This is a genomic window from Aeromonas sp. Marseille-Q5825 (genome assembly GCF_946892685.1).
Taxonomy (GTDB): domain Bacteria; phylum Pseudomonadota; class Gammaproteobacteria; order Enterobacterales; family Aeromonadaceae; genus Aeromonas; species Aeromonas rivipollensis.
The window spans coordinates 165,703-189,063 of sequence record NZ_CAMPOU010000004.1 but is presented as its reverse complement, the minus strand read 5'-3'; the positions used below and the strand labels follow the sequence as shown (position 1 = coordinate 189,063).

Genomic DNA, 23,361 nt, shown 5'->3' with positions numbered 1-23,361 from the left:
CTTTTTTCACTGAGATGCCTTTTATAAAAGAGGAGCCTTGCGATGACCTCCACCTCTATTTCCCTGCGCTGCATTGGCCGTCGTGCGGACACCCACGACGTGACAAGCTGGCAGTTTGTCGCCGCCGAGGGCACGCTGCCCCCCGTGCTGGCCGGCCAGTGCGTGACCCTGCACACAGAGATAGACGGCCAGCCCCTGTGCCGCGCCTACACCCTCTCCTCCAGCCCGCAGGATGCCTGCTGGCAGGTCACCATCAAGGATGTGGGCCTGGTCTCCCACCATCTGCACCAGAGCATGCAGGTAGGGGACGAGATCCGGGCCGACGGCCCCTTCGGTGATTTCAATCTGACTGCGCTGCCCTGCGAGCGGCCGCTGCTGCTGAGCGCGGGCTCCGGCATCACCCCCATGTGGGCCATGCTGCGAGACGAGCTCGCCAAGCGACCCTATGTGGACATTCGCTTCATTCACAGCGCCCGCTCTCCCGAGGACGTGATCTTCGCGGATGAATTGGCCGCGCTGGCCGAGGCTCATGCCGGGCTGCGCCATGCCCTAGTACTGGAGAGAGTGCTGGAAGAGGCCCCGGCGGCTCATCCTTGGCTGGGGCGTCTCACACCCTCCATGCTGAAGGAACTGGCGCCGGATTTGCTCGACCGCCACGTCTATCTCTGTGGGCCCGCGCCCTATATGGCGGCGGTGAGCACCATGCTGGCAGAGCTGGGGCTGCCGGCCACTCAACTGCATCAGGAGTCCTTCGGCCTGCCTGTTGTTACATCGGACGCAGCGCCAGTTGCCGCCGGGGGTGACCATTTCTGGCTGACCCTGAAAAAGAGCGGCAAGAAGGTGAAGATACTGCCGGGCCAGACCCTGCTGGCCGCGCTCGAGGGTGCCGGCGAGACCATGATGGCCGCCTGCCGCGCCGGGGTGTGCGGGGCCTGCCGCTGCACCACGACCGGCGAGATCGAGCGCCAGAGCGTGGTGACTCTCAGCCCCCAGGATCTGGAGAGCGGGGTGGCGCTCGCCTGCTCCTGCACCGCCAAGGGGGATGTCGGCCTCGACTACTGAGGGCGTCATAGGTATCCCGAGCTTTTCCCGCGCGGGCAGGGCGGGTAGACTCAGCTTCAGTTTCAGCAAAGCACGGGATAAAAAATGACAATTCTGGTCACGGGGGGTGCCGGTTATATCGGCTCCCACACCTTGGTTGAGCTGCTGGGCGCCGGCCAGCAGGTGGTGGTACTGGACAATCTCTCCAACTCCTCCCCCGAATCCCTCAGGCGGGTCGAGCGGATCACCGGCAAGGCCGTCACCTTCGTCGAGGGGGACATCCTGGACAGGGACTGCCTGCAACGGCTGTTCGCCGCCCACAAGATTGAGTCTGTGATCCACTTCGCCGGCCTCAAGGCGGTGGGGGAGTCCAGCCAGATCCCGCTCACCTACTACCAGAACAACGTGACCGGCACTCTGGTGCTGTGTGAGGAGATGGCCAAGGCCGGCGTGTTCCGCCTGGTGTTCAGCTCCTCTGCCACCGTCTATGGCGATCCCGCCTCTGTGCCTCTGCGGGAAGATTTCCCCACCAGCGCCACCAACCCTTACGGCCGCTCCAAGCTGATGGTGGAGGAGATACTGCGGGATCTCTCCCAATCCGATCCCCGCTGGGCCATAGTGCTGCTGCGCTACTTCAACCCGGTCGGTGCCCACGAGAGCGGCCTCATCGGCGAAGATCCCAACGGCATTCCCAACAACCTGCTGCCCTATATCAGCCAGGTCGGTGTCGGCAAGCTCAAGGAGCTGGGGGTCTTTGGCAACGACTACCCGACGCCGGACGGCACCGGGGTGCGCGACTACATCCACGTGGTGGATCTCGCCATCGGTCACCTCAAGGCGCTGGCCCGCATCGGGAGCGACACCGGGGTCTTCACCTACAACCTGGGCACAGGTCAGGGTTACTCAGTGCTGGAGATGGTCAAGGCGTTCGAAACCGCAAGTGGTCGCCCCATTCCCTACCAGATCAAGCCCCGCCGCCCCGGCGACATCGCCGAATGCTGGGCCGAGCCTACCCTGGCCCGGGATGAGCTGGGCTGGCAGGCGGAGCGCGGACTCGAGCAGATGATGGTGGACACCTGGCGCTGGCAAAGCCAGAACCCGAACGGCTATGGTCCTGCTACGAAGCCGTGATCAAGGATCATGCGCTGCTCGGGAGCCTCATTTATTCATATAAACTCCGGTCCCTGCGCAGCTCCTCGCCTTGCTGACAGCTGCTCGCGACGGCCCATCAGTCCTGAGGGACTGGAGCCTGAATGGCAAAACGCCCCGGCATCGAGATGCCGGGGCGTTTTTTTTACGAGCGAAGAGCGGGTTACTGAATGCTCTTGCCGGCTCGCACGTCCTTGATGAAGCCTTTCAGGCTCGCCAGATCGCGGGGGGCACCGCGCAGGATCTGATCGCCGATGATGAAGGCCGGGGTGCCGGAGATGCTCATGGCCTCGGCCAGCGCACGGTTGGTACCCAGGTTCTGATCTATGCTGCCGTCCTTGATCTTCGCCTCGACCTTGCTCCAGTTGACGCCAGCCGCCTCCGCAAGCTGCTTCACCTGGGCTTCGTCGGAGAGCGGGCCCTGATGGGCATAGAGCTTGTCGTGGAAGGCCTGGTACTTATCGGGCTGGCCGAGCTTCACCGCCAGCGCCGCGCGGGCGGCATAGTAGGAGGTCTCGCTCAGTATGGGGAACTGCTTGTAGATGTAGCGGATGTCCTTGTCTTCAGCGAGCAGTTGCTGGATGAGGGGGTGGGCCCGCTTGCAGTAGCCGCAGTTGTAGTCGAAGAACTCGACCACGGTCAGGCTGCCTTTGGGGTTGCCGGTCTCGGGATCCTGGTTGGCGAAGAGCTGCTTGGCATGGGCCTCGATCAGCGTCTTGTCATTCTCGGCCTGCTGGCTCTCCTGCTTGGCGCGCAGGGCATTGGACATCTCGACCAGTATTTCCGGATTCTTGACCAGATAGTCGCGCACGATCTGCTCGACGTCGCTCTTGGTCAGCTCGCTCGCCTGCACCGGCGCCGCAAGCAGGGTCGCGCCGGTCAGGGCGGCGAACAGGGCATGTTTGATTCTCATAAGTCCATCTTGCTGGGAATATCGTGGAGGCCACTATAGTGGGTGAGTCTGTTTTCAAGTCAAGCCATCCGGTTGAAAAAGCACGGTTTGGGGCGAGTCTGCGGGTTTTGTTGGCCATTTAGCCCAATAAATCGGCAAACGAACAGAGCGGGGATTTACAAGGGGGATCGTCATGGGTAATATGCGTCGCACTGCTGCGGAGGGGTGGCAGAGCGGCTGAATGCACCGGTCTTGAAAACCGGCGATGGGCGACCATCCGTGGGTTCAAATCCCACCTCCTCCGCCATTTATACGGCCCATCTCAATCATTGATTGAGATGGGATTTTTCGTATTCGCGTGCCACAGACCCAGCGCCATGGCGCGCTCATCCTGGTCTTCGAAGGTGCGACGTATGGTGCCAAGCACGCAGGGCATGATCATCGCGCCTCCCAGGGCCAGCAGCACCCGTGCGCCTATGAGCATGGCGGGCGTCGGCGCAAAGGCTGCCAGCAGGGAAGAGACCCCGAAGATGACCAGCCCGGTGAGCAGCAGACGCCGGTTGCCGATGCGGTCCGCCAGTGTGCCCATGGGCACCAGCAGCCCCGCCATCAGCAGCGGATAGATGTCGATGATCCACAGTACCTCGGTCGCGGATGCGCCCAGGGCCTGGGTCAGGGAAGGCACGGCTATGTGCAATATGGTCATGTCGATGACCACCGGCAGGAAGGCCAGTATGACAGCCAGCAGCACCAGCCAGCGGCGTTGGATGTCAGAGAACATGAATTGACTCCTCCGTAATGATGAATGAATGGGGGCTGGCTGCGCTGACCTCAACCCCCGCTGTCTGGCTGCCCTCGTTCAGGCCGCAGGGCAGGAAGAGGGGCTGCAACACTGGCATCATTGCTCCCCCCTGTGCACTCGCCGGGCCCGCCAGAGCTGAAAGCGCTCCTGGGTGCCGATGACGAAGACAAAGAAGACCGGCACGAAGAAGATGGCCAGCAGGGTGCCGCTGATCATGCCGCCGAATACGCCGGTGCCGATGGCATGCTGGGTCTCCGCGCTGGCGCCGCTGGCGAGCATCAGCGGCATCACGCCCAGAGTGAAGGCGAGCGAGGTCATCAGAATGGGGCGAAGACGCAGGCGTGCGGCAGTCACAGCCGCGTCTATCAGCGTGCGCCCCTCGCCGTGCAACTGGCGCGCAAACTCGACGATGAGGATGGCGTTCTTGGCCGACAGACCGATGATGGTGATCATGCCCACCTTGAAGAAGACGTCGTTGGGCATATCGCGCAGCATCACGGCGGCGACGGTGCCGAGTAACCCCAGGGGTACCACCAGCATCACCGACAGCGGGATCGACCAGCTCTCGTAGAGCGCCGCCAGCACCAGGAAGACCACCAGTGCCGACAGCAGCATCAGCATGGGGGCCTGGGCCGCCGACTGACGCTCCTGCAACGACTGCCCCGTCCAGGCCAGGGCGAAGCCTTGCGGCAATTGCGCCACCAGGCGCTCCATCTCCTCCATGGCAGCGCCGCTGGATATCCCGGGTGCGGCATTCCCGGAGAGACGCACGGCGGGGAAGCCCTCGAAGCGCATCATCTGCTGCGGGGATTCGCTCCATACCGGTGTCACCACCTCCCGCAGGGGCACCATGCCACCGCTGGCATTGCGCACCCGCAGACCGAGCACGTCGTCGAGCTGCATGCGTGCCGGGGCGTCGGCCTGCAGTATGACCTGCTGCATGTGCCCGCCGTTGGGGAAGTCGTTGACGTAGAGCGACCCCATCGCGGTCGACAGTGTGCTGCTCACATTGGTGAACGAGAGCCCCATGGCCTCGGCTTTCTGCCGGTTGATCTCGAGGTGAATGCTCTCGCCGGGGGGCAGGCTGTCAGGGTAGACATCGCTCACCACCTCGCTTTGGGCAGCCAGCGCCAGCAGTTGCGCCTGGGCGGCCAGCAGTGCGGCTTCCCCCCGATTGGCCCTGTCCTGAAGGAAGAGAGTGAAACCCGAAGAAGTGCCCAACTCGTCGATGGCCGGCGGTAACAGGCTCATCACAGTACCCTCCTTGCTGTTGGCCATGGCCGCCTGAGCAAGCTCTGCTTCTTCGGCGGCTGTGGCGCCATGGCGCTGATCCCAGCCTTTGAGCATGGTGAAGGCCATGGCGGCATTGGGGCCTGCGCCTGAGAAGCTGAAGCCCTGCACCACCAGGTTGGTGTCCAGCGCCTCTCGAGAGGCGACGTGGGCCTCGAACTCCTTGATCACCGCCAGGGTGCGCTCGGTGGTGGCGCCGGTCGGCAACTGGATGGAGGTCATGAAGTAGCCCTGATCCTCGTCCGGCAGGAAAGAGGAGGGCAGCTGGGCGGCGGCGATGGCCAGCACGGCGCAGAGGGCGACGAAGGCCGCCATCATGCGTCCGCTGCGCCCGACCAGCCGGGTTACCCGGGCGCCGTAACCCGCGGTGAGCCGCTCGAACCCCCGGTTGAAGGCACCGAAGAAGCCGCGCTTCTCATGATGGCTCGGGCTGACCGGACGCAACAGGGTGGCGCAGAGTGCTGGCGTCAGGGTCAGGGCGAGGAAGGCCGAGATGAGGATAGACACCGCCATCGACAGGGTGAACTGCTGGTAGATGACCCCCACCGAGCCGCTGCCGAATGCCATGGGGATGAACACAGCCGTGAGCACCAGGGTGATGCCGATCACCGCCCCGGTGATCTCCTTCATGGCCCGCGATGTTGCCTCCCTGGGCGATAGCCCCTGGGTGGCCATCAGGCGCTCGACGTTCTCCACCACCACTATGGCGTCGTCGACTATGATGCCGATGGCCAGCACCATGCCAAACATGGTCAGGGAGTTGATCGAAAAGCCGGCAAGCAGCATCACCGCGAAGGTGCCGAGCAGCGCTATGGGGGCGACTATGGCCGGGATCAGGGTGTAGCGCAGGTTCTGCAGGAAGAGGAACATCACCAGGAACACCAGCACCATGGCCTCCAGCAGGGTGTGGATCACCTTGTCGATGGAGACCTTGACGAAGGGGGCCGAGTCGAACGGGATCGAGTAGACCATGCCCGCCGGCAGGGTAGGGGCTAGCTGGGCGAGACGGGTGCGCACAGCATCGGCGGTGCGCACGGCGTTGGCGCCAGGGGAGAGCTGGATGGCGGCGCTGGTGGCGGCCACCCCGTTCTCCCGGTTGGAAAAGGTGTAAGATTGCGCCCCCAGCTCGACCCTGGCGACATCACCCAGCACCAGCTTGGCGCCATCGGCGCCGGCCCGCAGCACTATGGCGGCGAACTCCTCCGGCGCCGTCAGCTGCCCTTGAACCGTGAGGGGAACCGTCAGCCGTTGCCCCGGCAGGGCTGGTTCGTCGCCGATGCGCCCCGGCGCTATCTGGATATTCTGCTGCTCGATGGCCTGTGCCACTTCGCCTATGGTCAGCCCATAGGCGGCGAGCTTGCCCGGATCCACCCAGATGCGCATGGCCTGCTCGGCGCCAAACAGCTGCACCCGTCCCACGCCCTCGATGCGGCGCAGCTCCTGAACGATATTGCGCGCCATGTAGTCGTTGAGGGCGACCTCATCGAAGCGGCCATCCGGTGAGGTCATGCCGACCATCATCAGAAAACCCGACGAGGCGGACTCCACCTGCAGACCGTTCTGCCGCACCGCTTGCGGCAGGCGAGGCTCGACCGCCTTGATGCGGTTTTGCACGTCCATCTGGGCCAGCTCCGGGTCTGTGCCCGGCTTGAAGGTGGCGGTGATCTGCGCGCTGCCCGAGGCATCCACAGAAGACTCGAAGTAGAGCAGGTTCTTCACCCCAGACAGCTCGCGCTCGATAAGGCTCACCACCGCATCGTTCAGGGTCTGCGGCGTGGCGCCCGCATAGGTGGCATAGAGGGTCACCGACACCGGCGCCACCGAGGGGTAGCGGGAGATGGGCAGCTTGGGGATGGCGATGACCCCCGCCAGCACGATGAAGAGGGCGATCACCCAGGCAAATACCGGGCGATGAATAAAAAACTGCGGCATGGAAAACTCTCCGATTCAGCGGATGTCTGCGTCAGCCTGCTGGCTGACGGCGGGTGGTTGCCAGGGATGGGCAATGACCTGAACCCCCTGGGTCAGGCGGTCGATCCCTTCGATCACCACCCGTTGCCCGGCGTTGAGTCCGGACGCGATGCGGTACTGGCGATCCACCAGTTCAGCGGTGTTGACCGGCACCTGCTGTGCCTGCCCCTGGCCATCCACCACCCACACGTAGGCCTGACCCGATGTGCGCACCAGGGCCTGCTGGGGCACGCTCAGGGCGCTGGCGTAGTGAGCCCGGGGAATGCGGGCCTGCACGTAGAGGCCGGGCAAGAGCCGCCGCTCCGGGTTATCCACCAGTACTCGCAGCAGCACGTCGCCGGTTCCGGCATCCACCTCGATGCCGGAGAAGAGGATGTGCCCCTGCATGCCGAGCGGCTTGCCATCGCTGCCGAGGATCTCCACCGCCAGTTCAGGTGCCGTCGACCCTGCCTGCTGGCGCAGGGTTTCCAGCACAGAGGCCGGTTGGCGGACATCGACATAGACCTGATCGATCTGCTGGATCCTGGCCATGGGGGTGGTATCGGTGGGCGACACCAGGGCCCCTTCGCTCACCAGCGCCTGATCGATGCGCCCGGCGATGGGAGCCTCCACGCTGGCAAATTGCAGGTTCAGCTGGTGCCGGGCCAGGGTCGCCCTGGCCTGAGCCACGTCGGCGGCAGCCTGATCCCGCAGGGAGAGGGCATCGTCATAGGTCTGGCGGCTGATGGCGTCGGTGCGCAGCAGCGGCACCAGGCGGTCAACCTGGATGCGCGCGCGCGCCAGCACGGCCTCGGCCCGCTGCAATGCCGCGGCGGCGCTGTCGACGTCTGTCTTGAAGGGGGCCGGGTTTATCTGGAACAGCACTGTACCCGCGCTGATCTCGGCGCCCTGCTCGAACAGGCGACGCTGCACTATGCCGCTGATCTGGGCGCGAATTTCGGCGCTGCGCAGTGCCGCCACCCGAGCGGGCAGATCCTCGCTGATGACAAGATCTTCTCCTGCCAGCGTCATCACCGACACCTGAAGGGGGGCCGGCGCATCTTGCGCTTGCGGCGCCCCATCGCAACCCGCCAACCCGAATGCGGCAATGACTGCAAGCAGGGTGCCCGCATACCGCTGTCTGACAAACATCATACTCACCTCGTTAAACCGTCTCCCCGGAATGGTGTTGCCGCGAGAGCACATCGAGCGGGTATTATGGAGAGGGGCTATTGCGAATGATTCGAGGCTTTGTGGAGAATCCATGGAGGCGGTGATAAAGTTCAAGCCCACCATTTTCGAGTCCGACCATGTCGTATCTTCATGCTTCCGCCAGCCCGGCGGCCCAGTCACTGGTACTGATTGCAGAGGATGAAGCCGAGATCGCCGACATCCTCGCCGCTTACCTGCAACGTCACGGATTGCGCACCCTGCATGCCGCCGATGGCCGCGAAGCCCTGGCCATGCACCAGGCATTCAAGCCCGATCTCCTGCTGCTGGATGTACAGATGCCGCGGCTCGATGGCTGGCAGGTGCTCAGCGAGATCCGGGCCCGTGGCGACACGCCGGTGATCATGCTGACCGCCCTGGATCAGGATCTCGACAAATTGATGGGGCTTCGCATGGGGGCGGATGACTATGTGGTCAAACCCTTCAACCCGGCCGAAGTGGTGGCCCGGGTTCAGGCGGTGCTCAGGCGCACCAAGGCCGCAACCCCCGCCACTGCACGGGTGCTGCGGGTCGGCCCCTTCCAGATCGATCTGGAGAGTCACGAAGCCAGCATTTTCCGCGATGACGGACAACAGCGGCTGGAGCTGACCCTGACCGAGTTCAAGTTGCTCGCCTCCCTGATGCGGGCGCCGAAGCGGGTGTTCAGCCGCGCCGAACTGCTGACCCACTGCCTGCCCGAAGGGGATACCCAGGAACGCACTGTGGACAGCCACATCAGCAAGCTGCGCAAGAAATTCGAGGCCCACGGCATCCAGGGGGTACCTGCCAGTGTTTGGGGGGTCGGTTATCGCTTCGGTGGCGACGCATGAAACCGGCACCAGGCCTGCGCAGGCAGATCATCCACGCCCTGGGCCTGATGGCGCTCGGCATCATCTCCCTCGCGGTGATCGGCACCTATGTGTTCTATGCCATCGCCGTGACCTACCTGCCCGGCAGCATCTCCGAGAGCTGGATACCCTCGAGGGTGGAGATGATCTGGGTCGGCTCTACCATTCTCATCGCATTGGGGATGGCGCTGTACGTGGCGGCGCGCCTCTCTCGCCGCATCCTGACCCCCCTCAACTCGGTGGCAAACAGCCTGCGAGAGGTGGCAGAGGGCAGGCTCGACGCCCGCGTGCCGATCGATGAACAGGCAATAGGGGAGACGGCGCAACTGGTGCGCGACTTCAACACCATGGCCGAGCGGCTGCAGAGCATGACCCGCGAGCGGGAGTTCTGGAATGCCGCCATCGCCCACGAATTGCGCACCCCGGTGACCATTTTGCGCGGCCGCCTGCAGGGGCTGGCCGAAGGGGTATTTTTGCCAGAGCGCGAGCTCTTCGAAAGCTTGCTGCGTCAGGTGGAGGGCCTCACCCACCTGATCGAAGACTTGCGGGTATTGAGCCTCAACGACAGCGGCCACCTGGAGCTGCAACGCTCAGAGGTCAGGCTGGCAGACGAGCTCAGTGTGGTGCTTGACGCCTTTGCCAGCCCCCTGGCCGCGAGCGGTTTCATGCTGAAGCGGGAGCTCGATGCCGAACTCCCTGTCTGCTGCGATGCTCTTCGCATCCGTCAGGCCCTGATGGCGCTGCTGGAAAATGCCCAGAAGCACGCCGTGCCTGGCATGCTGACAGTGCGCCTGCAACGCTCGGGTGCCCTGTGCGCTCTGAGCGTGGAAGACGAGGGGCCAGGGATCGGCGAGGAGGTTGCTGCCTATATCTTCGATGCGTTTCGCCGGGGGGATCCGTCGCGCTCGCGCAAGAGCGGCGGCAGCGGGCTCGGGCTCGCCGTGGTCAAGGCCATTGCCGAGGCCCACGGCGGCAATGCCCTCTGCCAGCCCAACGGGCGGGGCGGCACCACATTCCTGCTTTCCTGGCCCATCCTGGCCGCTGACGACAGGCCATGACTCCTGCCAGCCTCCTCCTTTATCTGTTGCGGGTGTGGTGCAGGAAGCCTGATCCGCAGCGATGAATGATCGAGGTTATGCCCTTCTCCACATATCCAAGTTCATCCGATTGATTGGGATGGCTTTTTCTGGTCTGTGAGTTTTCAGCTCCCGTCCCTTCGCCCACGCCATTCTCTTGCTCCATCTCACAGCGTCGGTGCGGCCGATCTCAGGCCAGGGCCGCAGACAGTCCTTGTGCCAGGTAACCCATCAGGATGGCCATTCCCAGGATAACGGTGAGGAATGCCACCATCATGGGGGTTCTGAACATCGACTTGAGCAGGATCAGCTCGGTCAGGCTGGCCCCCGCACTGCCGATGATGAGTGCCATCACAGCCCCCATGCCCATCCCTTTGCCCAGCAGCACAGATGCCAGAGGGATCACGGCCTCTGCCCGGATATAGAGCGGAATGCCCACAACGGCGCTGAATGGGATCGCCAGCGGGTTGTCAGCCCCGGCGTGGGCGGCTATCCACTCTGCCGGAATAAAGCCGTAGATAAATGACCCGACGAGTACCCCCAGCAGCAGGTAGGGCAGCACCTCCCTGAATTGTTGCCAGGCATCCGCCCGCGCCTTGGCGAAGGCCGTGGATCTCACCGGCGCCTGAGTCAGGGCCCCAGTGCCGTCTGCGCAGCAAGAGATGGCTGGCGTGGCCTCGGGTTGTGAGGGCCGGCAAGATACCTGAGCCTTTAGCGGTGTGACTGACTTGATAGCCTTGTTTGAGCAGCAAGCTGTTGCGCTCACGCTGGCAGGTTCACTCGTCGTGGTGCCACAACCTTTGCCACAGCTGCTTTGCTTGGCCTCTTTGGGGTCAATCACATGACGCTCGAATCCCAGCATGTCCAGCAGCATGCTCGCCAGTACAGAGACGCCGGCGGCGATAACGGCATACAGGACCGTCAGTTTCCAGCCGAAGGTGACCCACATCAGGCCGACGATGATCGGGTTGAGCAGCGGCGAGACAAACAGGAAAGTCAGGGTTGGCCCGAAACCGGCTTTGGCGGACAGGAGTCCGCGCAGCATGGGGATGGTCGAGCAACTGCAAAAGGGGGTCAGGGCACCCAGTAGAGCCGAAATCAAATAACCTCTGCCTTTTCTAGCCCCCAGCATGGCCTGGATCTTGGCATCGGGGATCTTCTGGCGGATCAGGCTGACGGCGGCACTGATCACCAGGAACAGCACCGAGAGTTCGACGGCCAGGAACACAAACATCCGAGATGCATCCGTCAACATGGTTAACCAGTCATTCATCTTCATATCCTCTTGGGTTTGACTATATTTCTAAAATAATCGAAGTGTATGGGTGGTCAAGATATTTCTGGTAGTATCGAAATGTCATCTATGAAGAGGGTTGGAGCATGGAGTTGGAAGCGGTCGCCAAGGCATTGAAAGAGTTGGGTCACCCGACTCGCTTGTTTATTTTCAAGCACCTGGTCAAGGCCGGGGAGCAAGGCTTGCCCGTGGGAGACTTGCAAAAGCAGCTCGCCATTCCCGCCTCGACCCTGAGCCATCATATTGCGGCCCTGGTCTCGGTTGGCCTGGTCAAGCAGAACCGGGAGAGCCGCACCCTGCTGTGCGTCTCTCAATACGAGGTGCTGGAAGAGATCATCGCGTTTTTCCGCGAGGAGTGCTGTGTGAACGACAAGAGGGAGTGAGGAGATCGACGATAGGCTCTGGCCATGTTGATCATTTCAATAATTCTTGTATAGTTGAAATCATGAAGTGAATGAAGGGGAAGTTCCATGAACAAAGAGATCGCCACCAAGGTATTCGAGTCCCTCGCATCCGGCATTCGCCTCGATGTGTGGCGTCTGCTGGTCAAGGCCGGGTTGGAAGGTCAGGTTGCCGGCCAGCTGGCCAGCGAGCTCGACATAGCCCCCAACACCCTCTCGTTTCACCTGAAAGCCATGCTGCACGCGGGTCTGCTCTCGGTGGAGCAGGAGGGGCGCTTTTTGCGCTATCGCGCCAACATTCCCCTGATGCTGAGTCTTATCGGCTACCTCACCGAGGAGTGCTGCGCCGGCCATCCGGAAGCCTGCGGGGTGATGAGGGCCGAATCCGGCTGCTCGCCCCATGTGTTGCCTGCGCAGCCTTGCTGCAATGAGGAGTAGATCATGAGACTGATACAAGTATTCGACCCGGCCCTGTGCTGCTCCAGCGGGGTATGTGGCGCAGAGGTTGACCAAAACCTGGTGACCTTTGCCGGCGATGCCGAGTGGATCAAGCAGCAGGGTGGCTCTCTATACCGATTCAACCTGGCACAACAGCCCCTGGTCTTCGCCGAGACCCCGGCAGTGGCCTCCTTTCTGGAACTGACCGGGGAAGAAGGACTGCCTGTGACCCTGGTGGATGGCCAAGTGGTGCTCACCGGTCGTTATCCCAGCCGCGCTGAACTGGCGCGCTATGCGGGACTGGCATTACCTAAAGCCCCGGGAAGTGATGGTACAGAAGTCGAACCGTCAAATGTCGAGCCAAGCAAAGCGGGCGCCATCAAGGGGATCGTCAAGAGTGGCTGCTGCTCCGGCAGCAGTGGTTGCTGCTAAGCGTCATCGCCTGGCTGGCAAGTTCTCTGTTCGGTCAATTGCCTCGTTATTCCTGATAGGAGTCTCTCATGTCCCCGTTTCTGAACTACTCGTTTCTCCATGATGCGCCGCCGTTTCTCTTCTTCACCGGCAAGGGCGGGGTGGGCAAGACCTCTCTGGCCTGTGCCAGTGCGGTTGCCTTGTGTGACAGTGGTAAACGGGTACTGCTGGTCAGCACGGATCCGGCCTCAAACGTCGGCCAGGTGTTCGATACCCGGATAGGCAACAAGATAACCGCCATAGCGGCAGTCAGTGGGTTGTCAGCACTGGAGATAGACCCGCAAGCCGCTGCACAAGCCTATCGGGAGCGGATCGTTGGCCCGGTGCGCGGCAAGTTGCCCGAGAGCGTGGTGCGCAGCATCGAGGAGCAACTCTCAGGTGCCTGCACCACAGAGATCGCCGCCTTTGACGAGTTCACTGCCCTCTTGACCGACAGCAAGCTGGTCGGGGAATACGACCATATCGTGTTCGATACAGCACCGACCGGCCACACCATCCGTCTGTTGCAACTGCCGGGGGCATGGAGCGAGTTTCTGGAGCAGGGCAAGGGCGATGCTTCCTGTCTGGGGCCATTGGCTGGGCTGGAAAAACAGCGCAGCCAATACGCAGAGGCCGTTGCAGCCCTGTCAGATGCAAAGAAAACCCGGCTTGTTCTGGTTGCCCGAGCGCAAGCCTCAACCCTGCGGGAAGTGGCGCGTACCCATGATGAGCTGGCGACCATCGGCCTTGCCAACCAGCAACTGGTTATCAATGGCATCTTCCCCCAAAGCGAGCTGGCGGATGACCCCCTGGCGACAGCCGTATGGCAACGTGAACAACAGGCAATGGCTGATATGCCAGCACTGCTGGCAAGGCTGCCACAAGACAGAGTGCCGCTGTTGGCGACCAACCTGGTGGGCGTGGAGAGCCTGCGCCAGCTACTCGGTGCAAGCCCCGTCAGTGGGGTGAATGAGATCAAATGCGCTGCTACTGAACAACACCTCGGATTGCAGCAACTGGTCGATGAATTGGCCAGCGATGGCCACGGGCTCATCATGCTGATGGGCAAGGGCGGTGTGGGTAAAACCACCCTGGCAGCAGCAGTGGCCGTTGAGCTCGCCAGCCGTGGGCTGCCGGTTCACCTGACCACCTCGGATCCCGCAGCCCATCTAGGAGAGACCCTGGCTGGCGCCTTGCCCAGCCTGGAGGTCAGCCGTATCGATCCCCACGCCGAGACTGAGCGTTACCGTGCTCAGGTGCTGGCCACCAAGGGGGCGAGTCTGGATGCCCAGGGTCGCGCCCTGCTGGAAGAAGATTTGCGTTCCCCCTGTACCGAAGAGATTGCCGTGTTTCAGGCCTTCTCGCGGATCATTCGTGAGGCGGGCAAGCGCTTCGTGGTGATGGATACCGCGCCGACTGGCCATACTCTGCTGCTGCTCGATGCGACCGGTGCCTATCACCGGGAGATTGCCCGTCAGATGGGGGGCAAGGGGATGCACTTCACCACCCCCATGATGCAACTGCAAGACCCGAAACAGACCAAGGTGATGATAGTCACCCTGCCGGAGCCCACTCCGGTACAGGAGGCGGCCAACTTGCAAGCCGACCTGCGCCGTGCCGGTATCGAGCCCTGGGCCTGGGTAGTCAATCACATGCTGTCCCCGGCCAGCGTCACTTCCCCCCTGCTTGCCCAGCGAGCCTATCGCCAGCAGCCCCATATCGAGGCGATCAAGGGGGAGCATGGAAAGCGTTATGCCGTGGTGCCCCTGCTGGCGGTCGAGCCGGTCGGCGTCAAGGCTCTGCAAGACTTATGTCACCCTGCCCACAAGGAGGGGTGAGACGATGCTTGCGTGGTCGCGGCTTGCGGCCACCAGCACTGGGTACCAACAACCTGTTTTCATCAACCAATCTGATGTTCTCAATGAGACATGGAGCCGCTGCTTATCATGCACCCCTTTGACATCCTGAACCTGGATAATGGCGCCCGCCTTATCTTCACCCCCTGCCCCGGCACTAGGGAGGCTTCCCTGCAAGCCTCCCTCAAGACATTGCAAGCCGCCGGGGCGGATGCCGTGATCACCCTGATGCCGAATGCCGAGCTGACGCAGTTCAAGGCCGATGCCTTGCCCGCCGAGTGCGCCGCCTTGGGGCTGGCCTGGTTCCAGCTGCCGGTGGAGGACGATTGCGCCCCCGAGGCGCCCTTTGCCGCCGCCTTTGCCAACCACAAGACGGCGCTGCTGGCTCGCCTGGCGGCGGGCCAGACCCTGGCCATTCATTGCCGTGGCGGCTCGGGTCGTACCGGGCTGATGGCGGCCATATTGCTGCTGGAATCGGGCTATGCCCCCACACAGGTCAAGTCGCTGGTGCAAGGGCTGCGTCCCAAGGCGCTGACCCTGGCGCCCCACGTTCACTACCTCAACAGCCACTATTCATTCGCCGGTTAAGGAAAACAGCATGACTATCAAAGTGGGTATCAACGGTTTTGGCCGCATGGGCCGTCTCTCATTTCGCGCCGCCTTCGACTGGGCGGATGTGGAGTTTGTGCGCATCAATGACCCGGCTGGCGATGCCGCCTCTCTGGCACACCTCATCACCTTCGATTCAGTCCATGGCCGCTGGCATCATGAAGCCAGCGCCGATGGGGACCAGATGGTGATCGGTAACCATCGCATCCTCTGCACTCGCAACAAAGAGATCGGTCAGACAGACTGGTCTGGTTGTGATGTGGTGATCGAGGCCTCTGGCAAGATGAAAACCAAGGCGCTGCTCAATGCTTATCTGGAGCAAGGGGTGAAGCGTGTTGTGGTGACAGCTCCGGTCAAGGAAGAGGGTGTCCTGAACGTCGTCATGGGGGTCAACCACCACCTCTACGACAAGGCGCAGCACCCTATAGTGACGGCGGCCTCCTGTACCACCAACTGTCTGGCGCCCGTGGTGAAGGTGATCCACGAACAACTGGGCATCAAGCACGGTTCCATGACCACCATTCACGACATCACCAACACCCAGACCATTCTGGATGCCCCCCATAGCGATCTGCGTCGTGCCCGCGCCTGCGGCCTGAGCCTGATCCCCACCACCACGGGTTCTGCCACCGCCATCACCCACATCTTCCCCGAGCTCAAGGGCAAGCTGAACGGTCACGCGGTGCGGGTTCCGCTCGCCAACGCCTCCCTCACCGATTGCGTGTTCGAGGTGAACCGTCCCACCACTGAGGCCGAGGTCAACGGCCTGCTCAAGGCGGCAGCGATGAGTGAGCTCGAGGGGATCATGGGCTATGAGGAGCGCCCCCTGGTGTCGGTGGATTACAAGACGGATCCGCGCTCCTGCACCATAGATGCGCTCTCCACCATGGTGATCAATGGCACCCAGGTGAAGATCTACGCCTGGTATGACAACGAGTGGGGCTATGCCAACCGCACCGCCGAGCTGATGCGCATGGTCGGCCAGATGGACAAGGCGCAAGGATAACCCGGCCATGGCACTGACCCGACTCTCCCCCGAGGCTCGCCAGTATCTGCTGGTGACCGGCAACTACTGGGCCTTCACCCTGACCGATGGCGCTCTGCGCATGTTGGTCGTGCTCTACTTCCATGGGCTGGGTTACAGCCCCTTGGCCATCGCCTCCCTGTTTATCTTCTACGAGATCTTCGGGGTGGTGACCAATCTGGTGGGGGGCTGGCTCGGGGCTCGCCTCGGGCTTAACCGCACCATGAACATCGGCCTGGCCCTCCAGGTACTGGCACTGGGCATGTTGCTGGTGCCGCCGCTCTGGCTGACGGTGCCCTGGGTGATGGGGGCGCAGGCGCTCTCGGGGATAGCCAAAGACCTCAACAAGATGAGCGCCAAAAGCTCCATCAAGTTGCTGGTGCCGGGAGAGGCGCAGGGTCAGCTCTACCAGTGGGTGGCACTCTTGACGGGTTCGAAGAATGCTCTGAAAGGGATGGGCTTTTTCCTCGGTGGCGCCCTGCTGACCCTGCTCGGGTTTCAGGGGGCCGTGCTGGTCATGGCCCTGGCGTTGGCGCTGGTGTGGTGCGTCAGCCTGCTGACCCTGAAACGGGATCTCGGCAAGGCCAAGAACAAGCCCAAGTTCAGCGAAATTTTCTCCAAGAGCCGCGCCATCAATTACCTGTCGGCGGCCCGTCTCTTCCTGTTCGGGGCCCGGGATGTCTGGTTTGTGGTGGCGCTGCCTGTCTACCTCGCATCCAGCTTTGGCTGGGATCATTGGTATGTGGGGGGCTTCCTGGCGCTCTGGATTATTGCTTATGGCGTGGTTCAGACCCAGGCGCCCCGCTTTACCGGCAAGCGGGAGGGGCGGGTACCCGATGGCAAGGCGGCAATGCGCTGGGCATTGGTGCTGGCACTGACCCCAGCCCTGATTGCCCTGGCGCTCCACTATGAGGTGCATCCGGCCATCAGCCTGGTGGGGGGACTTATGGTGTTCGGCGCCCTGTTTGCCATCAACTCCTCCCTGCACAGCTACCTCATCGTCAGCTACGCCGGCTCTGACGGGGTATCGTTGGATGTGGGCTTCTACTACATGGCCAATGCCCTGGGGCGTCTGCTCGGCACCCTGCTCTCTGGGCTGGTGTTCCAGCTCTATGGTCTCGAGGCCTGCCTCTGGATCTCCACCCTCTTTATCCTGTTGGCGGCGTTGATTTCAATCGGTTTGCCCCGCCATCAGCCGCCCGTTTCATCCAATCCTCATGGAGTCTCGTGATGAGTACAACAGCCTGCGGCGATCTGTCCGTCAGCAAAAAAATGAGTTTTCTCGACCGCAATCTCACCCTCTGGATCTTCGTCGCCATGGCGATTGGGGTGGGGATTGGTTATCTGTTCCCCCAGGTGGCCCAGTGGAACGAGGCGATGTCGGTCGGCACCACCAATGTGCCGCTGGCCATAGGACTCATCCTGATGATGTACCCGCCGCTCGCCAAGGTGAATTACGGCACCATGGGCGCCATGACCCGGGATCGCCGCGCCATCACCCTCTCCCTGGTGATGAACTGGCTGGTGGGCCCTATATTGATGTTCGTCATCGCCCTGGTGTTTTTGCATGATCAGCCGGGCTACATGGTGGGCCTCATCCTGATCGGCCTGGCGCGCTGCATCGCCATGGTGCTGGTGTGGAACGATCTCGGCGGCGGCAGCAAGGAGTACGGTGCGGGTCTGGTGGCCCTCAACAGCGGTTTCCAGATCCTAACCTACAGCTTCATGGCCTGGCTGTTCATTACAGTGCTGCCGCCCCTGTTCGGGCTGCAGGGCTTCGCAGTGGATATCACCATGCTGGATATCGCCGAGAGCGTGCTCATCTATCTCGGCATCCCCTTCCTGGCAGGCTTTCTGAGCCGTCATTATCTGGTCAAGGCCAAGGGGGAGAAGTGGTACAGCGAGCGCTTCATCCCAGCTATTTCACCCATCACGCTTATCGCCCTGCTGGCCACCATAGTGCTGATGTTCAGCCTCAAGGGGGAGATGATAGTCGAGCTGCCCATGGATGTGCTGCGGGTCGCCGTGCCCTTGGTGATCTACTTTGTGCTGATGTTCTTCACCAGCTTCCTGGTGGGCAAGAAGCTGGGCATTCCCTATGACAAGAACGCCTCCATCGCCTTTACCGCCACCGGCAACAACTTCGAGCTGGCCATCGCTGTCTCCATCGCCGTGTTCGGGCTGAGCTCGGATCAGGCCTTCGCCGGTGTAATCGGCCCCTTGGTAGAGGTGCCCGTGCTGATCGCCCTGGTCAACGTGGCCCTGCGCATGAAGCGAAACTATGGCAAAGCGGAGGCGCAAGCATGAGTGACACCGCTATCACCATCTACCACAACCCGGCCTGTGGCACCTCGCGCAATACGCTGGCACTTGTCCGCAACTCAGGTGTGGATCCGACCGTCATCCACTATCTGGAGACACCGCCGAGCCGCGAGACCCTGGTCGCACTGATTGCTGCCATGGGGATGCCGGTTCGCGGGCTGCTGCGCAAAAACGTGCCCCCCTACGAGGCGCTTGGGCTGGCCGAGGAGAGATTCAGCGACGACCAGCTGATCGATGCCATGCTGGCTCATCCCATCCTGATCAACCGCCCCATAGTGGTGACCCCGCTTGGTACCAGGCTGTGCCGTCCGTCAGAGGTGGTGCTGGATATACTGCCGAGCCCTCAGCAAGGGGCCTTCACCAAGGAAGACGGGGTGCGGGTGGTGGATGCGCAAGGCAGGCGCATCGAGTGAGGGGGCATGAGCCCTGTATAAGGAAAGAGGGGGTGGCCATGGCCACCCCCTCGCTCTTTATCTCAGCAGGAGCACGGCAGCGCCGTGCCGGTCGAGGCCCAGGCGGCGCCGCCTGGGCAGGTGAGCCGTCGATCCCGGCAACAATGCTTGTCATGATGGATCCCGTCTTGTGATCAGTGGCCAGCCAGCAGCTTTTCCACTTCTTCCGGTTTGTCGTGTACCCCGAAGCGGTCAACGATAGTGGCACTTGCCTCGTTCAGGCCGATGATCTCCACCTCGGTGCCCTCGCGGCGGAACTTGAGGACCACCTTGTCCAGCGCAGTGACGGCGGTGATGTCCCAGAAGTGGGCATGGGTGAGGTCGATCACCACCTTCTCCACCACCTCCTTGAAGTCGAAGCCGGCGAAGAACTGCTCGGCGCTGGCGAAGAACACCTGGCCCCGTACCAGATAGGTGCGTACTTCTCCTTTTCGCTCGCTGTCGCTCTTGACCAGCATGAAGCGGGCGACCTTGCTGGCGAAGAACAGGGAGGCGAGCAGTACCCCGACAAATACTCCGAGCGCCAGGTTATGGGTAGCCACTACCACGGCGACTGTGGCCACCATCACGATACTGGTGGAGAGCGGGTGCTTTTTGAGGTTGCGCACCGACTCCCAGGAAAATGTCCCGATAGAGACCATGATCATCACGGCCACCAGGGCCGCCATGGGGATCTGGCGGATCCACTCATCCATAAAGACCACCATCAGGATCAGCAGGGTGCCCGCCACAAAGGTGGAGAGGCGACCACGGCCACCGGATTTGATGTTGATGATGGACTGGCCAATCATGGCGCAACCCGCCATGCCCCCCATCAGGCCGGCGCCTAGGTTGGCGATCCCCTGGCCCTTGCATTCGCGATTGCGATCGCTTGGGGTATCGGTCAGGTCATCGACGATGGCCGCCGTCATCATGGATTCGAGCAGACCCACCACGGCCAGACCCGCAGAGTAGGGGAAGATGATGACCAAGGTCTCGAGATTGAGCGGCACCTCGGGCCACAGGAAGATGGGCAGGGTATCGGGCAGCTCGCCCATGTCGCCCACGGTGCGAATATCTATCCCCATGGTGATGGCCACCGCCGTCAGTATGACGATGCAGAGCAGCGGGGAGGGCACCAGCTTGCCCACCACGGGGATGAGCGGGAACAGATAGATGATGCCAAGGCCGGCCGCCGTCATGGCGTAGACCTGCCAGGTGACGTTGGTGAGCTCAGGCAACTGGGCCATAAAGATGAGGATGGCCAGCGCATTGACGAAGCCGGTGACCACGGAGCGGGAGACAAACCGCATCAGGCTGCCCAATTTCAGGTAACCCGCCGCTATCTGGAAGAGGCCGGTGAGCAGGGTCGCCGCCAACAGATATTGCAGGCCATGCTCTTTGACCAGGGTCACCATCAGCAGCGCCATAGCGCCGGTGGCGGCGGAGATCATGCCGGGGCGACCGCCGACGAAGGCGATGACCACGGCGATACAGAAGGAGGCATAGAGGCCGACCTTGGGGTCGACGCCCGCGATGATGGAGAAGGCGATGGCTTCCGGGATCAGCGCCAGGGCAACCACGATTCCGGCTAACAGATCACCACGGATGTTGGAGAACCACTCTTGTCTTGCACGTTCCAGCATGGGGGGATTTTCTCGCTTGTTGAGGATCCATGGTCGCAAGTCGCCACAGACCCGGGGTCAGGTGGCATTCTGGCAGGATCACATTGTTGTATTGGTATATGACAGATGAACAAAAAGGCTCCGGTTGTGACAACCAGAGTCAGGCGGCAGGTGCCGCAAAGGGCGGGGTTAGGGCGGCGTGACGGTCACGCCAGTGCGCAAAACAGGCATAGGGGGCGCATGTTAGCAGTCAAGGTGGGGGCAGGAAAGCCCGGACCTTTCTTCAGTGTGTATGGGGAGGGGCTACATACATGAAAACAAGAATACCCCTTGCAACGCATGGGGCATTCTTGATTATCCAGCATGGGTTATGGCAGCACCATGGGCCCGGCTACCGCGCGGGCGGCTTCATCACCGCGCAGCACCCGCACTATCTCGAGGGCGAACTCGATGGCGGTGCCGGGGCCCTGGCTGGTGATGAGACGATGGGCATCATCCCGCACCACCCGGGCCGTGCTCAGTTGCGCGGCGGGCAGGCGGGCCTGAAAGCCCGGGTGACAGGTGACGCTGGCATCCCCCAGCAAGCCGTGATGGTGCAGTACCACGGTGGGGGCGGCGCAGATGGCCGCGCGCCAGCGGCCGAGGGCCGCCTGTTCTCTCAGCAGGTCGATGGCGAGGGGAGTGTCGCGGATAGCTTCGCTGCCGGGCAGGCCGCCCGGCACGACCATGGCATCGAAGTCACGGCTGGTCAGCTCATCGAGATGGCAGTCGGCGACGATCTGCACCCCGCGGGAGGCGCGGATCTGGCGCGCTCCCGTGGGGCAGCAGGAGGCCAGCACCACCTCTATGCCGCCGCGCACCAGGGTGTCGACGATGGCGACCGTCTCTATCTCTTCCGACCCCGGGGCTACCAATACCAGTACTGTCATCCTGTGCTCCTTAGTCGCCGGCAGTGCCGCTCTGCTCAGCGCTTCTCTTTGACGGCCTGATAGAGGCCCTGATTGACCGGCACCGCTATGCCGTGGGCGGCGGCCTTGCCGAGCAGGAAGCCGGTGATGGCCTCGATCTCGGTCTCACGCCCCTGCTCCATGTCCTGATACATGGAAGAGTAATTGTCGGCGGTGAGTTCCACCACAGTCATGACGCGGCGCAGCAGCTCGTCGCTGCCGGTCGGCTGGCCTTCGGCCTGCATCACGTCAGCCACTTCCACGCAGATCTGTTGCAGCACATCGGCGAAGCGCGGGCCGGCCAGCTCGCCATTCTTGAGCTTGTAAAGCGCAGTGAGCGGATTGATGGCGCAGTTGATGGCGAGCTTCTGCCACTGGCGGGTCAGGATCTGCTCATCCCAGCCGGCTTGACCGAGAGCGGTGGCGAGCTGGTCTGCCAGGGCGGAATGGGCCTTGGCGGCCTCATTGATCGGGCCGAGCCAGGTTTCGCCCTTGCCAGTATGGCGGAACACGAAGTGGCCATTTTGCATGGCGCCGTGGCTGGTGACACCGGCAATGACGGGGTTATGCGGAAACAGCTGCACCACCTGTTCGGCTATGCCCATGCCATTGTGCAGCAGCACTATGGGAACCCCTGCCGCCAGCTTGCCTACCAGGGGCGTCAGGGCCGACACCACCTGACCCGCCTTGGTCATCACCAGCAGTCGCTGGATGGTGCCGGGCTTGTCGATGAAACCCCGCTCGATGGCGAGCAACTGGGTGTGGCCCTCGAGGGAAGTGAAATCGATGCCGGGGTGCAGGGTGGCGCGGTGCCGCTCGCTCAGCAAGACACGGGTCGGCTGGCCACTTTGGGTCAGCAAGGAGGCGAAGACGCCGCCCAGGGCACCGCAGCCCAGCAATGACCAGTGAGGGGAGGAGGGGTGTCGGCTGTTTTTCAGGTTGTTGTCGCGTAATCCGCTTGGCATGGAGAGGCTCAATCAGGGTAGTGGCTGCGTTCCGAGCAACTCGCTACCGGGGATAAGTGAAGATGTCGCTCGGCGGACACTAACGGGTCTCGCCATTCCTGTGCGCAGGGGATTCTAGCAGAGCAATCCCATTGAAATCAGCAAATTTGCCGGTTTTCTGGTAGATTTGCCCCTTTGTCAGCACAACCTGAAGTACAGCATGAGGAGCCCGGCTATGCCGTCATTCGATATTGTCTCTGAAGTCAAAATGAACGAGGTGTTGAACGCCGTCGATAACGCCAATCGTGAACTGGCGACCCGTTTCGATTTTCGTGGTGTGGAAGCCAGCTTCGAATTGAACAAGGAAGAGGTCAAGCTGGAAGCCGACGCCGATTTCCAGCTCAAGCAGATGGTCGAGATCCTGCGCGCAGCCCTGCTCAAGCGCAACATCGAGAACAGCTCAATGGACGTGGGTGACAGCGTTCACTCCGGCAAGCGTTTCCACCTAAACGTCAAGTTCAAGCAGGGGATCGAGAAAGAGATCGCCAAGAAGCTGGTGAAGCTCATCAAGGATTCCAAGATCAAGGTGCAGGTCGCCATCCAGGGTGACGAAGTGCGCGTCACCGGCAAGAAGCGTGACGATCTGCAGGAGACCATGGCACTGGTGCGTGGCGCCGAGCTGGGTCAGCCGATGCAGTTCCAGAACTTCCGCGATTGATGATGAAGGGGGAGTGCCTTGGCCACTCCCCTCATCGAGGAAGCG

22 protein-coding genes and 1 tRNA gene are annotated in these 23,361 nt (G+C 62.2%); 15 read left to right on the top strand and 8 right to left on the bottom strand.

Annotation, left to right across the window (positions count from 1 at the left end; translation table 11 throughout):
- Nucleotides 1–42 precede the first annotated feature (42 nt).
- Both OC537_RS11450 and galE read left to right on the top strand, forming a co-directional pair.
- Nucleotides 43–1,062, top strand: coding sequence for a hybrid-cluster NAD(P)-dependent oxidoreductase (locus OC537_RS11450; protein ID WP_262111363.1), 1,020 nt, complete (start codon nt 43–45; stop codon nt 1,060–1,062).
- Between the two features lie 84 nt (nt 1,063–1,146).
- A complete protein-coding gene (gene galE / locus OC537_RS11445) occupies nt 1,147–2,172 on the top strand; it encodes a UDP-glucose 4-epimerase GalE (protein WP_262111361.1) in 1,026 nt (341 codons plus the stop codon).
- Between the two features lie 181 nt (nt 2,173–2,353).
- Here galE and OC537_RS11440 read toward each other — a convergent pair whose 3' ends face one another.
- Nucleotides 2,354–3,103, bottom strand: a complete 750-nt coding sequence (locus tag OC537_RS11440; RefSeq protein WP_106886032.1) for a DsbA family protein — start codon at nt 3,101–3,103, stop codon at nt 2,354–2,356.
- 198 nt (nt 3,104–3,301) lie between these two features.
- On the opposite strand from OC537_RS11440, the gene OC537_RS11435 reads away from it, so the two are divergent.
- Nucleotides 3,302–3,389, top strand: a tRNA-Ser gene (locus OC537_RS11435).
- Between the two features lie 15 nt (nt 3,390–3,404).
- Here OC537_RS11435 and OC537_RS11430 read toward each other — a convergent pair.
- The 3 genes from OC537_RS11430 to OC537_RS11420 all read right to left on the bottom strand — a co-directional run bounded on the left by OC537_RS11430 (nt 3,405) and on the right by OC537_RS11420 (nt 8,279).
- Entirely contained in the window at nt 3,405–3,863 is a 459-nt protein-coding gene (locus OC537_RS11430; protein ID WP_262111359.1) for an MFS transporter, read from the bottom strand.
- Nucleotides 3,864–3,980: 117 nt separating this feature from the next.
- Nucleotides 3,981–7,106, bottom strand: coding sequence for a multidrug efflux RND transporter permease subunit (locus tag OC537_RS11425; protein WP_262111357.1), 3,126 nt, complete (start codon nt 7,104–7,106; stop codon nt 3,981–3,983).
- A gap of 15 nt (nt 7,107–7,121) precedes the next feature.
- Nucleotides 7,122–8,279, bottom strand: coding sequence for an efflux RND transporter periplasmic adaptor subunit (locus OC537_RS11420; protein WP_262111355.1), 1,158 nt, complete (start codon nt 8,277–8,279; stop codon nt 7,122–7,124).
- A 155-nt stretch (nt 8,280–8,434) separates the two neighbouring features.
- Here OC537_RS11420 and OC537_RS11415 point away from each other — a divergent pair, with 155 nt between their 5' ends.
- Both OC537_RS11415 and OC537_RS11410 read left to right on the top strand, forming a co-directional pair.
- Nucleotides 8,435–9,163, top strand: a complete 729-nt coding sequence (locus tag OC537_RS11415; RefSeq protein ID WP_262111353.1) for a response regulator — start codon at nt 8,435–8,437, stop codon at nt 9,161–9,163.
- A complete protein-coding gene (locus OC537_RS11410) occupies nt 9,160–10,239 on the top strand; it encodes an ATP-binding protein (RefSeq protein WP_262111351.1) in 1,080 nt (359 codons plus the stop codon). Before OC537_RS11415 ends, OC537_RS11410 begins: the two co-directional genes overlap by 4 nt.
- A 208-nt stretch (nt 10,240–10,447) precedes the next feature.
- Here the strand turns inward: OC537_RS11410 and OC537_RS11405 are convergent, their stop codons facing one another.
- A complete protein-coding gene (locus OC537_RS11405) occupies nt 10,448–11,530 on the bottom strand; it encodes a permease (RefSeq protein WP_262111348.1) in 1,083 nt (360 codons plus the stop codon).
- Between the two features lie 107 nt (nt 11,531–11,637).
- On the opposite strand from OC537_RS11405, the gene OC537_RS11400 reads away from it, so the two are divergent.
- From OC537_RS11400 to arsC, 9 genes are all read left to right on the top strand, one after another.
- The gene (locus tag OC537_RS11400; protein ID WP_025327982.1) at nt 11,638–11,934 is read left to right on the top strand and encodes an ArsR/SmtB family transcription factor; all 297 of its coding nucleotides are present in this window, start codon (nt 11,638–11,640) and stop codon (nt 11,932–11,934) included.
- 87 nt (nt 11,935–12,021) lie between these two features.
- Complete coding sequence (locus OC537_RS11395) at nt 12,022–12,390, top strand: ArsR/SmtB family transcription factor (protein ID WP_025327981.1); 369 nt, start codon at nt 12,022–12,024, stop codon at nt 12,388–12,390.
- Between the two features lie 3 nt (nt 12,391–12,393).
- Complete coding sequence (gene arsD, locus OC537_RS11390) at nt 12,394–12,822, top strand: arsenite efflux transporter metallochaperone ArsD (RefSeq protein WP_262111344.1); 429 nt, start codon at nt 12,394–12,396, stop codon at nt 12,820–12,822.
- A 68-nt stretch (nt 12,823–12,890) separates the two neighbouring features.
- Nucleotides 12,891–14,678, top strand: a complete 1,788-nt coding sequence (gene arsA, locus OC537_RS11385) for an arsenical pump-driving ATPase (protein ID WP_262111342.1) — start codon at nt 12,891–12,893, stop codon at nt 14,676–14,678.
- A gap of 108 nt (nt 14,679–14,786) precedes the next feature.
- Nucleotides 14,787–15,284, top strand: coding sequence for a protein phosphatase (locus OC537_RS11380; RefSeq protein ID WP_262111340.1), 498 nt, complete (start codon nt 14,787–14,789; stop codon nt 15,282–15,284).
- Nucleotides 15,285–15,294: 10 nt separating this feature from the next.
- Nucleotides 15,295–16,311: an ArsJ-associated glyceraldehyde-3-phosphate dehydrogenase gene (locus OC537_RS11375; protein WP_262111337.1), complete on the top strand. Its 1,017-nt coding sequence runs from the start codon at nt 15,295–15,297 to the stop codon at nt 16,309–16,311.
- A 7-nt stretch (nt 16,312–16,318) separates the two neighbouring features.
- Complete coding sequence (gene arsJ / locus OC537_RS11370; RefSeq protein WP_262111335.1) at nt 16,319–17,560, top strand: organoarsenical effux MFS transporter ArsJ; 1,242 nt, start codon at nt 16,319–16,321, stop codon at nt 17,558–17,560.
- Complete coding sequence (gene arsB / locus OC537_RS11365) at nt 17,560–18,636, top strand: ACR3 family arsenite efflux transporter (protein WP_262111331.1); 1,077 nt, start codon at nt 17,560–17,562, stop codon at nt 18,634–18,636. Before arsJ ends, arsB begins: the two co-directional genes overlap by 1 nt.
- Nucleotides 18,633–19,064, top strand: coding sequence for a glutaredoxin-dependent arsenate reductase (arsC, locus tag OC537_RS11360; RefSeq protein ID WP_262111329.1), 432 nt, complete (start codon nt 18,633–18,635; stop codon nt 19,062–19,064). The genes arsB and arsC overlap by 4 nt, the downstream gene beginning before the upstream one ends.
- Before the next feature lie 173 nt (nt 19,065–19,237).
- Here the strand turns inward: arsC and OC537_RS11355 are convergent, their stop codons facing one another.
- From OC537_RS11355 to OC537_RS11345, 3 genes are all read right to left on the bottom strand, one after another.
- Nucleotides 19,238–20,728: a SulP family inorganic anion transporter gene (locus OC537_RS11355; protein ID WP_262111327.1), complete on the bottom strand. Its 1,491-nt coding sequence runs from the start codon at nt 20,726–20,728 to the stop codon at nt 19,238–19,240.
- 347 nt (nt 20,729–21,075) lie between these two features.
- Entirely contained in the window at nt 21,076–21,636 is a 561-nt protein-coding gene (locus OC537_RS11350; RefSeq protein WP_262111326.1) for a DJ-1 family glyoxalase III, read from the bottom strand.
- A 35-nt stretch (nt 21,637–21,671) separates the two neighbouring features.
- Nucleotides 21,672–22,619 (bottom strand): ketopantoate reductase family protein, encoded by a 948-nt coding sequence (locus OC537_RS11345; protein WP_163136486.1) that lies wholly within the window; start codon nt 22,617–22,619, stop codon nt 21,672–21,674.
- A 214-nt stretch (nt 22,620–22,833) separates the two neighbouring features.
- On the opposite strand from OC537_RS11345, the gene OC537_RS11340 reads away from it, so the two are divergent.
- Nucleotides 22,834–23,316, top strand: a complete 483-nt coding sequence (locus OC537_RS11340) for a YajQ family cyclic di-GMP-binding protein (RefSeq protein ID WP_106886048.1) — start codon at nt 22,834–22,836, stop codon at nt 23,314–23,316.
- Nucleotides 23,317–23,361: the final 45 nt, after the last annotated feature.

Excerpts from the sequence above, each read along its gene's own strand:
- OC537_RS11405 (WP_262111348.1), bottom strand. The coding sequence starts at position 11,530 with ATGAATGACTGGTTAACCATGTTGACGGATGCATCTCGGATGTTTGTG.
- arsC (WP_262111329.1), top strand. The coding sequence starts at position 18,633 with ATGAGTGACACCGCTATCACCATCTACCACAACCCGGCCTGTGGCACC.
- OC537_RS11430 (WP_262111359.1), bottom strand. The coding sequence starts at position 3,863 with ATGTTCTCTGACATCCAACGCCGCTGGCTGGTGCTGCTGGCTGTCATA.
- OC537_RS11350 (WP_262111326.1), bottom strand. The coding sequence starts at position 21,636 with ATGACAGTACTGGTATTGGTAGCCCCGGGGTCGGAAGAGATAGAGACG.
- arsA (WP_262111342.1), top strand. The coding sequence starts at position 12,891 with ATGTCCCCGTTTCTGAACTACTCGTTTCTCCATGATGCGCCGCCGTTT.
- OC537_RS11395 (WP_025327981.1), top strand. The coding sequence starts at position 12,022 with ATGAACAAAGAGATCGCCACCAAGGTATTCGAGTCCCTCGCATCCGGC.
- OC537_RS11355 (WP_262111327.1), bottom strand. The coding sequence starts at position 20,728 with ATGCTGGAACGTGCAAGACAAGAGTGGTTCTCCAACATCCGTGGTGAT.
- OC537_RS11420 (WP_262111355.1), bottom strand. The coding sequence starts at position 8,279 with ATGATGTTTGTCAGACAGCGGTATGCGGGCACCCTGCTTGCAGTCATT.
- OC537_RS11380 (WP_262111340.1), top strand. The coding sequence starts at position 14,787 with ATGCACCCCTTTGACATCCTGAACCTGGATAATGGCGCCCGCCTTATC.
- OC537_RS11400 (WP_025327982.1), top strand. The coding sequence starts at position 11,638 with ATGGAGTTGGAAGCGGTCGCCAAGGCATTGAAAGAGTTGGGTCACCCG.
- OC537_RS11375 (WP_262111337.1), top strand. The coding sequence starts at position 15,295 with ATGACTATCAAAGTGGGTATCAACGGTTTTGGCCGCATGGGCCGTCTC.
- OC537_RS11425 (WP_262111357.1), bottom strand. The coding sequence starts at position 7,106 with ATGCCGCAGTTTTTTATTCATCGCCCGGTATTTGCCTGGGTGATCGCC.
- OC537_RS11340 (WP_106886048.1), top strand. The coding sequence starts at position 22,834 with ATGCCGTCATTCGATATTGTCTCTGAAGTCAAAATGAACGAGGTGTTG.
- OC537_RS11450 (WP_262111363.1), top strand. The coding sequence starts at position 43 with ATGACCTCCACCTCTATTTCCCTGCGCTGCATTGGCCGTCGTGCGGAC.
- OC537_RS11345 (WP_163136486.1), bottom strand. The coding sequence starts at position 22,619 with ATGCCAAGCGGATTACGCGACAACAACCTGAAAAACAGCCGACACCCC.
- OC537_RS11440 (WP_106886032.1), bottom strand. The coding sequence starts at position 3,103 with ATGAGAATCAAACATGCCCTGTTCGCCGCCCTGACCGGCGCGACCCTG.
- arsD (WP_262111344.1), top strand. The coding sequence starts at position 12,394 with ATGAGACTGATACAAGTATTCGACCCGGCCCTGTGCTGCTCCAGCGGG.
- galE (WP_262111361.1), top strand. The coding sequence starts at position 1,147 with ATGACAATTCTGGTCACGGGGGGTGCCGGTTATATCGGCTCCCACACC.
- arsJ (WP_262111335.1), top strand. The coding sequence starts at position 16,319 with ATGGCACTGACCCGACTCTCCCCCGAGGCTCGCCAGTATCTGCTGGTG.
- OC537_RS11415 (WP_262111353.1), top strand. The coding sequence starts at position 8,435 with ATGTCGTATCTTCATGCTTCCGCCAGCCCGGCGGCCCAGTCACTGGTA.
- OC537_RS11410 (WP_262111351.1), top strand. The coding sequence starts at position 9,160 with ATGAAACCGGCACCAGGCCTGCGCAGGCAGATCATCCACGCCCTGGGC.
- arsB (WP_262111331.1), top strand. The coding sequence starts at position 17,560 with ATGAGTACAACAGCCTGCGGCGATCTGTCCGTCAGCAAAAAAATGAGT.